Origin of the sequence: Pseudomonas sp. H26/SER47-MNA-CIBAN-0231, assembly GCF_040310465.1 — a bacterium.
Lineage (GTDB): Bacteria > Pseudomonadota > Gammaproteobacteria > Pseudomonadales > Pseudomonadaceae > Aquipseudomonas > Aquipseudomonas atacamensis.
Window position 1 is genome coordinate 457,662 of sequence record NZ_JBEOPW010000003.1, and the last position, 12,617, is coordinate 470,278.

The following is a 12,617-nucleotide window of genomic DNA, read 5'->3' on the forward strand; positions in this document are numbered from 1 at the left end:
AATAGAAAAGGCTTCAGAACAGGCGTTCTGAAGCCTTTTTTGTGCTCAGGGTAATTGCAGTCCGCCCGAGGCCTTGTGCAGTTTGCGCAGATGCTCGCCAATCTGCTTGACGTTGGCCTCGCTGGCGGCAATCTCGGCCGCCCGCTTGGGTTCAAGCAGCTTGCGCACTTCGGTATCGAGATCGCCGGACAGGGCCAGCAGCTTCTTCTGCCGCTGGCTGCTTTCCGCTTCCAGTCGGGCGAACTCGCTGGGCTGCGGTAGTCCGTAACCTTTGGAGTCGAGCAGTTCCGCCGGGCGGCTGAGGAAGCCACTGTTGGCGAGGATCTCCTGCAAGGTCGCGTTGGCTTTGTCCATGCCGCCGTTTTCCAGCTCGCGGGCGCCGAGGTAGCGTTGCTTGACCTCGTCCTGGGCCAGCAATAACTGCCGGCGGAAACTGGCTTGCTCCAGCAGCAACAGGGCCGCACTGGTGCGCAGGTCGGCGCGATCGAACCATTCGCGGCGTTGCTCAGCGCTGAGTGACAGCCAATCCTCGACAGTGGTCTGCTTGATCGGCAGCTGCTTCTTCAATACATCGAACATCGCTTGATAGCGATCGCGGAACGAGTCGAAGCGGTAACCCAGGCGCAGCGCTTCTTTCGGATTGTCGAGCACACTGGTATCGGCCAGACCACGGCCCTTGAGCACTTCCAGCAAGCCGTTGGGCATGATGCTGTCTAGCCCGACCAGTTGGCTGTTATTGCTGCCGCTGCGCAACAGTTTCAAGCCTTCCACCGCGCAGTTGTTGGACAGGAAGAAATAGTTGCCGTCGTAACTCCAGTGCATCTCGGCAGCATGTTCGACCACGCCTTCTATTTCCTCGCGAGACAGGTTCAGCGGCACCGAAGCGAGGCTGCGCAGCTCGGTCTTGGTGTATTCGTCGATCACCTGTGCCAGCGGCAACACGAACAGCCGCGACGGGTATTTGCCGACCAGTCCGTCCCAGCTCGACAGCTGCACATCGCCAACGAAAGCGCGATAGGACAGCACCAGGTGCTGATCGAGGTCGAGGCGGCAATCCGGGCCACGCGGGCGACCGGGGGCGCAGATCACCAGGCGCAGCATGCTGTGACCCCAGCGGCTGACCCAGTTCTGATTGGCTTCGGCCAGCAGGTAATCGACGGCATAGACCCGTTCCGGATCGACTTGCCCCAGAGGCTGCTTGGCGAAGTCATTGCCCGCATTGAGAAAGGCAAAGCTCTTGCTGCAGGTGTCCTGCGCTGGCGGCGCCCAGCCGAAATGTTCCTTGTAGTAGCGATAGAGCGCCGGGCGGCGGCAGGCGTAGCTCGGGTCGAGGAGGAAGTACTCCATGTTGACCGCAACGAACTCCTTGGGGCTGGAAATTTCGTAGAGATCCGGACTGCGGGCGATCTGGCGGTTGTGTTGTTCACGCTCGCCACGGCGGCCGACGTACTGTTGCCACCCGGCCAGATCGAGCAGGCGCGGGTCGTCGCTGATGGTGAAGCGCCGACCGTTCTGCCCGCGACACTCATCGGGAATACCGATCAGCCCGGCGCTGTTGAAGCGTCGGGTGCAGCGCTGGATCAACGTGCGCTCGGCGCTCGGCCATAAACGCGCGCGGTCGTAGATATGCGTGATTTCGTGCAGTACCGTGGCCAGCAGTTCCTGGCGCACAGTGCCGTGGGGGCGATTGGTTTTCTCTTTCGCCGCGCTGCCATCGGTGAGACCGGCGAGCAGTTTGCGATTCAGATCGAGCTCGGACACCAGCGTCGCCTGCCCGTAAGCGTTGGCAGGCATGTCGTCGGTCCAGCCGACGTCGATGCGCCGATCCAGCCGCTCGATGAAGCTCGGCGGCAGTTTCGCCATCGCCTCATCGATCAGCGCCTGACTGGCCTGTTGTTGAGCCGGGCTCAGACCCTCGGTCTTGAGCCGCAATTGCAGGCCGGCGTGGGCGCTGTTGCCAAGCAGCAACAACGCCCCGGCCAGCAGCCAGGCGCCAACGGACTTCACAGCGCGAGAATGGCTTCGGCGAGTACCTGATCACTGGCGTCGCGCGCTTCCGGCACGCGAGTGCGCAAGGTGTTGAGGGCTGCTTCGAGGTGCGCGCCACGGATGTCACCGTTGCTGGCGACGAAACTGGCGGCGTCGTCGTGGGCTTCGCGGATGATTTTCGAATCGCGAATCGACGTGGTGGTATCGGAAGTGAAATCGATGCTGCGCTGGGAGGCACGAACGATGATGTTACTGGTGGCTACCAGGGTGTGCGCCTGGGCCATATCGGCCAGCACAAACAGGCCAAGGGCGGCAGCAATCAGCGGGCTACGCATGGAACGACTCCGGAAGGACAAGGATAACTATTGGACGAGAATTGCCTCTGCCAGTTCAAGGTCGCTGGCATGAAGTTTCGGCCGGGTTTTGCGCAGGTAATGCAGCGCGGATTCCAGCCGTGCGCCTCGCCATTCACCGTCACTGGCAACAAAGGCGGCCGCGTCATCGTGAGCGGCGAGCAGCAGTTTACGGTCGAACGGTGCAGAAGACACCATGCTGGTCGCGTAACCGCTGACAACCGTGCCTTGGGTCGATGCATTGAAAGCATCGAAGGCGTTGGCAGACATCGCCCAGCAGGCGGTGAATAAAGTAGAAGAGATGAGCAGAGTTGGAAGAAAGCGCATGGGACTCGACAACTGTTAACGAGCCTGAAGGCTAGCGCAAATGCCCGGCCCAGAGCCAGCGTTGAAACATCGGGACACGGCTGGCGTGTCCCGCAATACCGCAAACGATCAGAGGGTCAGAATGGCCTGAGCCAATTGGGCATCGGTGGCATTGAGTTGTGGCGCCTGATGGCGGATGTGATCGAGCGCGCTTTCCAGCTTCACTCCACGGATATCGCCTTCGCTGGCCACGAAGCTGGCGGCATCGTCGCGGGCGGCGAGGACGATCTTGTCGTCACGGAACGAGGAGGTCACATCGGAAGTGGCGTCGGAAGTGGCTTTCAGCGCGCCGACGATCGAGTCGGTGGTGACGATGAAGCTGGTAGCACTGGCGTTGGCAGCCACGGCCAGCAGGGCGGCGGCACTGAGCAGGCGAAGACGGGTCATGATGTAACTCCTTTGGATAAACCGTAGTGAGAGGTGGCTCGGTATCTGAGGAGTCAGACGCCTGTTGCGCAACGTTCGCCACGTTCTGCATGGATATTAGGCTGCCAAATCCGGTTCGCCCAGTGGTGGCCAGTGATACTCCAAAGGTTCTGCATAACTGTACTGGTGTTATCTGGGGATTTCGTGAATTGTGCCTGTACTCATTCAGTTATGCGTTTTAGAGCATTCAAGGCCCTGAAACGACAAAACCCGTCGTGGTTGCCCACGACGGGTTTTGCTTGTGCAATTCGGGTTGCTGGCGGTGGGTCTGACGACCAGAGCCAGCGACGCTGCTTAGCGCCAGAACGGCTTGCTCAGCTCTTCGTAGCGTTGTGCTTCGCTGATACCGGCGTCGGCCAGCAGACGCGAATCCAGACGGGCCAGTTGGTGGCGGCTGGAGATGCGGCGCTGCCACAACATCAGGTTGGCAATAACGCGCAGAGGCAGGGAAGCCTGGGTGTTTACAGCTTTGTCTTCGAAAAACAGTTCGGAACTGAGTGTACGTTCCATGGTTGACATCCTTCCGCTTGTGGCGGGATCAGGTAGTGGTTTGACTGGTGCCCATGATCCTCTCGTTTGCCTAGTCTCTGTAGATACAGTTCATTTGTATTGTGAGTGAGCAGTTAACTGTTTATGGGTGGTGTACGGGTCGAAATTGGGCAAACTGTACCTGTCCGCACTTGATTGGTGCATTTTTGCTTGTATCAGGAGGTTGAGTAGGAGTTTGCGGTAGGAAAAGACCGGTACAGCAGTACAGTTTTTGGTGATCCTGTTCTTTGCGAACATCCACCGACGCAAAACTGTGTTTGCCTCGGTGGTTATCTGTGTGAATCACACCGCCAGCATGCGCCCGGTTTCTTCCAGGTTCATATGCCAGCTCAGTGCTTCGCGCAGAATGTGCGGGGTATGACCGCCGATTGCACAGGCAGCGCTGAAGTAGTCATTCAGTGCCTGGCGAAAGTCCGGATGCACGCAGTTGTCGATGATCACTCGTGCACGCTCCCGTGGCGCCAGGCCACGCAGGTCGGCGAGGCCGACTTCGGTCACCAGGATGTCGACGTCATGCTCGGTATGGTCGACGTGGCTGACCATCGGCACCACGCTGGAAATCGCGCCACCCTTGGCGATCGATTTGGTCACGAATACCGCCAGATGCGCATTGCGCGCGAAGTCGCCGGAGCCGCCGATGCCGTTCATCATCCGCGTACCGCAGACATGGGTGGAGTTGACGTTGCCGTAGATGTCGAACTCCAGCGCAGTGTTGATGCCAATGATGCCCAGACGCCGCACCACTTCCGGGTGATTGGAGATCTCCTGCGGCCGCAGAATCAGTTTGTCCTTGTACTTCTCCAGGTTGCCGAACACGTCGCTGTTGCGCCGCTCGGACAGGGTGATCGAACTGCCCGAGGCAAAGCTCAGCTTGCCGGCATCGATCAGGTCGAAAGTCGAGTCCTGGAGCACTTCCGAATACATGGTCAGGTCTTCGAACGGCGAGTCGATCAAGCCGCACATCACCGCGTTGGCGATGTTGCCAATTCCGGCTTGCAGCGGGCCGAGCTTGTTGGTCATGCGCCCGGCCGCAACTTCCTGCTTGAAGAAGGTGATCAGGTGTTCAGCGATAGCGTTGGTATCAACGTCCGGTACCGACACTGTGGACGGCGAGTCCGACTGCTGAGTGATGACAATCGCAACGATCTTCTCCGGCGGAATCGGGATCGCCGTGCTGCCGATGCGATCGTCGACTTTCACCAGCGGGATTGGCGTGCGCGTCGGGCGGTACGTCGGGATATAAATGTCGTGCAGGCCTTCGAGGTTGGCGTTGTGGGCCAGGTTGATCTCGACGATCACTTGTTTGGCGAAGATCGCGAAGCTGGCCGAGTTGCCCACCGAAGTGGTCGGCACGATGTGGCCTTGTTCGGTGATGGCGACTGCCTCAATGACGGCAATGTCCGGCAGCTTCAACTGTTGGTTGCGCAGTTGCTCTACGGTTTCCGAGAGATGCTGGTCGATGAACATCACTTCGCCGGCGTTGATTGCCTTGCGCAACGTGCTGTCGACCTGAAACGGCATGCGCCGCGACAGCACGCCGGCCTCGGTCAGTTGCTTGTCGAGGTCGTTGCCCAGGCTGGCGCCGGTCATCAGGCTGATCTTCAGCGGCGTGACCTTGGCGCGCTCGGCCAGTGCGTGGGGAACGGCCTTGGCTTCGCCGGCGCGGGTGAAACCGCTCATGCCGACGGTCATGCCGTCCTCAATCAGAGCAGCGGCGTCGGCAGCGCTCATCACTTTATCCAACAACGAAGGCAGGCGAATACGGTCACGGTACATGGATTATTATCTCGGGCAACGAGTAGCAGGATGCGCAGTCTAGTGAATTTGGCCGGCGCCTGTCCCGCTACCAAGGTCGCAAACGAGGCCTCTATTTCGCGGGTTTGCAGTAAAACACCGTTACCGGATCTGCAACAACGCGGCAAATTGTCCAGCGTCTGGCGCAAACAAAAACGCCCCGACAAGTCGGGGCGTTCGCTATTGCAGTGGTGAATTACTCGACCGCTTTGACCATGTCTTCGATGACTTTCTTCGCATCGCCGAAAACCATCATGGTCTTGTCCAGATAGAACAGTTCGTTGTCCAGACCGGCATAGCCGCTGGCCATCGAGCGCTTGTTGACGATGATGGTCTTGGCCTTGAACGCTTCGAGAATCGGCATACCGGCAATCGGTGACTTCGGATCGTTCTTCGCGGCCGGGTTGACCACGTCGTTCGCGCCGAGCACCAGCACCACGTCGGCCTGACCGAACTCGGAGTTGATGTCTTCCATCTCGAACACCTGGTCGTAAGGCACTTCGGCCTCGGCGAGCAGGACGTTCATGTGCCCAGGCATCCGACCGGCCACCGGGTGGATCGCGTACTTCACAGTCACGCCGCGATGGGTCAGCTTCTCGGTCAGTTCCTTCAGTGCGTGTTGTGCACGGGCCACTGCCAGACCGTAGCCCGGGACGATGATCACGGTGTCGGCGTTGGTCAGCAGGAAGGTTGCGTCATCAGCCGAGCCGGATTTCACCGGACGGGCTTCCTGCGCACCGGCAGGACCTGCGTCTGCCGTATTGCCGAAGCCGCCGAGCAGCACATTAAAGAAGGAACGGTTCATCGCCTTGCACATGATGTACGAGAGGATCGCACCGCTCGAACCCACCAGCGAGCCGGCAATGATCAGCATCGAGTTGTTCAGCGAGAAACCGATGCCCGCCGCCGCCCAGCCGGAATAGCTGTTGAGCATCGACACCACCACCGGCATGTCGGCGCCGCCGATCGGGATGATGATCAGCACGCCCATCACGAACGCCAGCGCCAGCATCAGCGCGAACGCCGTGAGGTTGCCGGTGAACATGAAGGTCAGGCCGAGAACCAGCGTGGCCAGACCCAGAACCGCATTGAGCTTGTGCTGACCGGCGAACTGTACCGGTGCGCCCTGGAACAGGCGGAACTTGTATTTGCCCGAGAGCTTGCCGAAGGCGATCACCGAACCCGAGAAGGTGATCGCACCGATGGCGGCACCGAGGAACAGCTCCAGACGGTTGCCCGTCGGGATCGCATCGCCCAGCTGTTTAACGATACCCAACGACTGCGGCTCAACTACCGCCGCAATGGCAATGAACACCGCCGCGAGGCCGATCATGCTGTGCATGAACGCTACCAGTTCCGGCATCTTGGTCATTTCAACGCGCTTGGCCATGATCGAACCGGCGGTGCCGCCGACCAACAGGCCAACGATCACGTAACCGATACCGGCAGTGGCCAGCTCGGCGCCCAACTTATAGATGAGGCCAACGGTGGTGAGGATCGCCAACGCCATGCCGAGCATGCCGAACAGGTTGCCGCGCCGCGAAGTGGTCGGGTGCGACAGGCCTTTGAGGGCCTGGATAAAGCAGATCGACGCGATCAGGTAGAGCGTCGTGACGAGATTCATGCTCATTACTTCGGCGCCTCTTCTTTTGCTTTCGGGGCTTTCTTCTTGAACATCTCAAGCATGCGGCGGGTGACCAGGAAGCCACCAAACACATTGACTGCCGCCAGTGCCACGGCCAGCGTGCCCATGGTTTTGCCCAGCGGCGTGACGGTCAGCGCAGCAGCGAGCATGGCGCCGACGATCACGATCGCCGAGATCGCGTTGGTGACTGCCATCAACGGCGTGTGCAGCGCAGGCGTAACGTTCCAGACCACGTGGTAACCGACATAAATCGCCAGCACGAAGATGATCAGGTTGTAGATACCGGGGGAGATAAGCTCTTCCATCGTCTGAATCCCTGCTTAGGCGTTTTTGCGGATGACTTGGCCGTCGCGGCACATCAGGCACGCGGCGACGATGTCGTCTTCGAGGTTGACGTCGAACTGGCCTTCCTTGGTGAACACCAGCTTGAGGAAGTCCAGCAGGTTGCGTGCGTACAGCGCCGAAGCATCGGCAGCGACTTCACCGGCGAGGTTGGTCGGGCCGACGATGGTCACACCGTTTTCCACAACGACCTGATCGGCGACGGTCAGGGGACAGTTGCCACCCTGGGCGGCGGCGAGGTCGATGACCACCGAGCCCGGCTTCATCTGTGCCACGGTCTCGGCGCTGAGCAGCGTCGGCGCTTTGCGGCCCGGAATCAGCGCGGTGGTGATGACGATATCGGCCTGCTTGGCGCGCTCGTGCACAGCCTGCGCCTGACGCTGCATCCAGCTCGCCGGCATCGGCCGCGCGTAACCGCCGACACCGACGGCGCATTCGCGCTCTTCATCGGTCTCGTAAGGCACGTCGACGAACTTCGCGCCGAGGGATTCGATCTGTTCCTTCACCGCTGGACGCACGTCAGACGCTTCGATCACCGCACCCAGGCGTTTCGCCGTGGCAATCGCCTGCAAACCGGCCACGCCTGCGCCGAGAATCAGCACCCGCGCCGCTTTCACGGTGCCCGCAGCAGTCATCAGCATCGGCATGAAGCGTGGGTAATAGTGAGCCGCGAGCAACACCGCTTTGTAGCCGGCGATATTCGCCTGCGACGACAGCACATCAAGACTCTGCGCCCGCGAGGTACGCGGCGCCGCTTCGAGGGCGAACGCGGTAATGCCGCACTCGGCCATCTTCGCGATGGTCTCGTTGTTGAACGGGTTGAGCATGCCCACCAGCACCGTACCGCGCTTGATCAGCGTCAGTTCGGCATCGCTTGGCGCGACCACTTTGAGAATCAGCTCGGCGCCAAACGCGTCATTGGCGCTGCCAATGCTTGCGCCGGCCGCTTCATAGGCACTGTCGACGACACTGGCTTTGACGCCAGCGCCGCTTTGCACAGTGACCTTATGGCCTTGGCTGATCAGCTTCTTGATGGTTTCCGGGGTTGCAGCAACCCGTGTTTCACCGGTCTGGGTTTCGAGAGGAACACCAATGTGCACGTCAAATCTCCTGCGTGATCTTATTGAGTAAACCCATGCACTACGGATGGTGCGACTGGGGCGGCCGATCAGCACGATCCCGCCGAATCAGGGCGGGGCGCGGCATTTTGCAGGCGAACTTTATGCCCTTCAAGGGATTATGACGGGTGACGGAAAATTAACTACAAGTCATGCCGTGACCGAATGTCGCAGATGGCCAGTTGAACCCCTTGCAGGCCGTGCCCTGCATGGATTCTGGCTGAATTTGAAAAAAATTCGCATCGGTGGCGTGAATAGGCAGTAATGAGTCGCCATTAGAGGCTCAAAGCCACGTGTTTGGCAGCTTGTGGGACGTCTGTACGACTTTCGGATACAGTCTGCGCAAAAGCGACAAATAGTTATATCTGTAGGGCTTTGTTTTTTCTGACTACGGGGTTAAGTATTGCGCAGAGCCTTTATTCTTCTAGGCTGTAGCTCTGCGCTTGATTTACCAGCCAGTCGCGAAATGCCTTCAGCGATGCCGATTCGACCTTTCGCTCCGGAATCATCAGGTAATAGGCCTTGATGCTGGAGAGCGCTTGAGGGTTGGCAACCACCAGACGTTTCTCTGCCAGCTCGCGCTGGATCAGAAACGGCGGAATCAGCGCGACGCCCATGTCGTGCATGGCTGCCTGGGCAAGCATGGAGAATAGCTCGTAGCGCGGACCTGTCATGTCGCGAGGGATATTCAGTTGCTGCGAGTTGAACCATTGGCGCCAGGCGTAAGGTCGGGTGGTCTGCTGCAGCAGCGGTAGCTCGGCGATGGCTTGCGCTGTCAGTTGCTTGCGATCGCCGAGTAGGGCGGGGCTGCACACCGGCATCGGATTTTCGCCCATCAACCTGTGGGATTCGGTACCCGACCAGTCGGCATCACCGAAGTAGATCGCGGCATCGAATTCGGTGTCGGCAAACAGGAATGGCCGAGTGCGGTTGGTCAGGTTGACGGTCACTTCCGGGTGCTTGAGCTGGAAATCCTTGAGCCGTGGCAGCAGCCATTGCGTGCCGAAGGTCGGGACGACTGCGAGCTCGATGACGTTGGTGCCCTGCTGGCCCATCACCGAAAGGGTGTCGCGCTCCACTGCATCGAGCTGAGTCGCCACCCGGCGACTGTAGGAAAGACCCGCCTCGGTCAGTTTCACTCCACGTCGCGAGCGCCGGAACAATTCCACGCTGAGGAATTCCTCAAGGCTGGCGATCTGTCGGCAAATGGCACCCTGGGTGAGCGACAGCTCTTCAGCGGCCCGGGTAAAGCTCTCATGGCGGGCGGCGGCTTCGAAGCTGATCAGTGCGGCGGTGCTGGGGATCTTCCTGCGCATGTACGTCAACCTCACTAATACGCTGCATAAAAGGCAATTCGCGACGTTTCGGAGTGAGAAATTAGCACAACAGGATGCGAAATCCTCGTTTGCCGCGATGGCGAACCGCGCCTAGGATCAATGCCACGTTAATTCACCCGATTGCGAGGGCACACTCATGGGCGGTAAAGCTAGTTTCAATTGGATCGATCCCCTGCTGCTGGATCAACAGCTCACCGAAGAAGAGCGGATGATCCGCGACACCGCCGCCCAGTTCGCTCAACAGAGTCTGGCGCCGCGTGTGCTTGAAGCTTTCCGGCATGAAAAGACCGACCCGGCAATCTTCCGCGAGATGGGTGAAGTCGGCCTGCTCGGCGCCACCATTCCCGAGCAATACGGTGGCAGCGGTCTGAATTACGTCAGTTATGGCTTGATCGCACGTGAGGTCGAGCGCGTCGACTCCGGTTATCGCTCGATGATGAGTGTGCAATCCTCGCTGGTGATGGTGCCGATCAACGAATTCGGTACCGAAGCACAGAAACAGAAGTATCTGCCGAAGCTGGCTTCCGGCGAATGGATCGGTTGCTTTGGTCTGACCGAACCGAACCACGGTTCCGATCCGGGCGCGATGATTAGCCGGGCTCGCAAGGTCGATGGCGGCTACAGCCTGACCGGCGCGAAAATGTGGATCACCAACAGTCCGATCGCTGACGTATTCGTGGTCTGGGCCAAGGACGATGCCGGCGATATCCGTGGCTTCGTTCTGGAGAAAGGCTGGAAAGGTCTGAGCGCTCCGGCGATTCACGGCAAGGTCGGCCTGCGCGCTTCGATCACCGGTGAGATCGTCATGGACAACGTGTTCGTGCCGGAAGAGAACATTTTCCCGGACGTGCGTGGTCTGAAAGGTCCTTTCACCTGCCTCAACTCCGCACGCTACGGCATTTCCTGGGGCGCACTGGGCGCCGCCGAGTTCTGCTGGCACACCGCGCGCCAATACACTCTGGACCGTCAGCAGTTCGGTCGCCCGTTGGCCGCGACGCAACTGGTACAGAAGAAACTCGCCGACATGCAGACCGAGATCACCCTGGCACTGCAAGGCTGCCTGCGCTTGGGCCGGATGAAGGACGAGGGTACCGCCGCCGTTGAAATCACTTCGATCATGAAGCGTAACTCCTGCGGCAAGTCGCTGGATATTGCGCGGATGGCGCGCGACATGCTCGGTGGTAACGGCATCTCCGATGAGTTCGGCGTGGCCCGTCACCTCGTCAACCTGGAAGTGGTGAATACCTATGAAGGTACCCATGACGTTCACGCGCTGATCCTCGGGCGTGCACAAACCGGTCTGCAGGCGTTCTATTAATAGGAGGGCGGACCATGGGCGCGCTGTCGCATCTACGGGTACTGGATTTATCGCGAGTGCTGGCCGGGCCTTGGGCCGGGCAAATCCTCGCCGATCTTGGCGCCGAAGTGGTCAAGGTCGAGCGCCCGGGCAATGGTGATGATACCCGCGCCTGGGGTCCGCCCTTCCTTAAAGACGCTTACGGCGAGAACACGTCGGAAGCGGCTTATTACCTCTCGGCAAACCGCAACAAGCAATCGGTCACCATCGACTTCACCCGCCCTGAAGGGCAGAAGCTGGTGCGCGACCTGGCGGCAAAGTCGGACATTCTGATTGAGAATTTCAAAGTAGGTGGTCTGGCGGCCTATGGTCTGGACTATGAGTCGCTGAAGGCGCTCAACCCGAATCTGATCTATTGCTCCATCACCGGCTTCGGCCAGACCGGCCCTTACGCCAAGCGTGCAGGGTATGACTTCATGATTCAGGGTCTTGGCGGCTTGATGAGTCTGACTGGTCGACCTGAAGGAGATGAAGGCGCTGGCCCGGTGAAAGTGGGCGTGGCGCTGACGGATATTCTTACCGGGCTGTATTCGACGGTGGCGATCCTCGCGGCATTGGCTCATCGCGATCACGACGGTGGCGGCCAGCACATCGATATGGCGTTGCTGGATGTACAGGTCGCGTGTCTGGCGAACCAGGCGATGAACTACCTGACCACCGGCAATGCGCCAAAGCGTCTGGGAAATGCGCATCCCAACATCGTGCCTTATCAGGACTTTCCTACGGCGGATGGTGACTTCATTCTTACCGTGGGTAATGACGGGCAGTTCCGCAAGTTCGCAGAGGTGGCTGGCCAACCGCAGTGGGCGGATGATCCGCGCTTCGCGACCAACAAGCTGCGGGTAGCGAACCGCGCGGTGCTGATCCCGTTGATCCGCCAAGCTACGGTCTTCAAGACGACTGCCGAGTGGGTTGCACAACTGGAACAGGCGGGCGTGCCTTGTGGGCCGATCAATGATTTGTCGCAAGTGTTTGAGGATCCACAAGTGAAGGCGCGCGGTCTGGCGATCGAACTGCCGCATGCATTGGCGGGGATGGTGCCCCAGGTGGCCAGCCCGATTCGATTGTCGGAGACGCCCGTTGAATATCGTCATGCGCCTCCTTTATTAGGTGAGCACACATTAGAGGTTCTGCAGCGGGTGCTGGGTCTGGGGGCAGGCGCGGTGGCTATGTTGAAGGAGGAAGGCGTCCTTTAAGTCTTCTTCTATATAGAAGAAGCTCTTTTCTCATCTGATTGAATGTTTTTTAACCAATACGCAAGTTATTGAAAGAAAAGCGAAATTAACGGTTGACGGCAGATTCCAGAGGTCTATAATTCGCCCCACTTCCGGCGCAGTCGAA

Annotated in this window: 12 protein-coding genes; 2 read left to right on the forward strand and 10 right to left on the reverse strand. The window is 59.5% G+C overall.

Annotated features, from left to right (window positions below):
- Positions 1-45: 45 nt before the first annotated feature.
- The 10 genes from AAEZ10_RS07435 to AAEZ10_RS07480 form a co-directional block, all read right to left on the reverse strand.
- Positions 46-2,007: a DUF7844 domain-containing protein gene (locus tag AAEZ10_RS07435; RefSeq protein ID WP_350568602.1), complete on the reverse strand. Its 1,962-nt coding sequence runs from the start codon at positions 2,005-2,007 to the stop codon at positions 46-48.
- Positions 2,004-2,324: a DUF2388 domain-containing protein gene (locus AAEZ10_RS07440; RefSeq protein ID WP_076564885.1), complete on the reverse strand. Its 321-nt coding sequence runs from the start codon at positions 2,322-2,324 to the stop codon at positions 2,004-2,006. The genes AAEZ10_RS07435 and AAEZ10_RS07440 overlap by 4 nt, the downstream gene beginning before the upstream one ends.
- A gap of 27 nt (positions 2,325-2,351) precedes the next feature.
- Positions 2,352-2,669: a DUF2388 domain-containing protein gene (locus AAEZ10_RS07445; protein ID WP_095182269.1), complete on the reverse strand. Its 318-nt coding sequence runs from the start codon at positions 2,667-2,669 to the stop codon at positions 2,352-2,354.
- Between the two features lie 108 nt (positions 2,670-2,777).
- Positions 2,778-3,095, reverse strand: coding sequence for a DUF2388 domain-containing protein (locus tag AAEZ10_RS07450; protein ID WP_016772298.1), 318 nt, complete (start codon positions 3,093-3,095; stop codon positions 2,778-2,780).
- A gap of 333 nt (positions 3,096-3,428) precedes the next feature.
- Positions 3,429-3,644 carry a DUF1127 domain-containing protein gene (locus AAEZ10_RS07455; protein WP_007911656.1) on the reverse strand — a complete coding sequence of 72 codons (216 nt, stop codon included), beginning with the start codon at positions 3,642-3,644 and terminating at the stop codon, positions 3,429-3,431.
- A 321-nt stretch (positions 3,645-3,965) separates the two neighbouring features.
- Positions 3,966-5,459 carry a succinyl-CoA:acetate CoA-transferase ScpC gene (scpC, locus tag AAEZ10_RS07460; RefSeq protein WP_071173986.1) on the reverse strand — a complete coding sequence of 498 codons (1,494 nt, stop codon included), beginning with the start codon at positions 5,457-5,459 and terminating at the stop codon, positions 3,966-3,968.
- Between the two features lie 214 nt (positions 5,460-5,673).
- Complete coding sequence (locus AAEZ10_RS07465; RefSeq protein WP_350568606.1) at positions 5,674-7,107, reverse strand: NAD(P)(+) transhydrogenase (Re/Si-specific) subunit beta; 1,434 nt, start codon at positions 7,105-7,107, stop codon at positions 5,674-5,676.
- Positions 7,107-7,427, reverse strand: a complete 321-nt coding sequence (locus AAEZ10_RS07470; protein ID WP_003220416.1) for an NAD(P) transhydrogenase subunit alpha part 2 — start codon at positions 7,425-7,427, stop codon at positions 7,107-7,109. Before AAEZ10_RS07470 ends, AAEZ10_RS07465 begins: the two co-directional genes overlap by 1 nt.
- A 15-nt stretch (positions 7,428-7,442) precedes the next feature.
- Complete coding sequence (locus AAEZ10_RS07475; protein WP_110644714.1) at positions 7,443-8,564, reverse strand: Re/Si-specific NAD(P)(+) transhydrogenase subunit alpha; 1,122 nt, start codon at positions 8,562-8,564, stop codon at positions 7,443-7,445.
- Between the two features lie 434 nt (positions 8,565-8,998).
- Positions 8,999-9,898 carry a LysR family transcriptional regulator gene (locus AAEZ10_RS07480; protein ID WP_350568609.1) on the reverse strand — a complete coding sequence of 300 codons (900 nt, stop codon included), beginning with the start codon at positions 9,896-9,898 and terminating at the stop codon, positions 8,999-9,001.
- Between the two features lie 157 nt (positions 9,899-10,055).
- Between AAEZ10_RS07480 and AAEZ10_RS07485 the strand changes: the two genes are divergently transcribed.
- Positions 10,056-11,237: an acyl-CoA dehydrogenase gene (locus tag AAEZ10_RS07485; RefSeq protein ID WP_024015035.1), complete on the forward strand. Its 1,182-nt coding sequence runs from the start codon at positions 10,056-10,058 to the stop codon at positions 11,235-11,237.
- Positions 11,238-11,251: 14 nt separating this feature from the next.
- Entirely contained in the window at positions 11,252-12,472 is a 1,221-nt protein-coding gene (locus tag AAEZ10_RS07490) for a CaiB/BaiF CoA transferase family protein (RefSeq protein ID WP_350568611.1), read from the forward strand.
- Positions 12,473-12,617 lie beyond the last annotated feature (145 nt).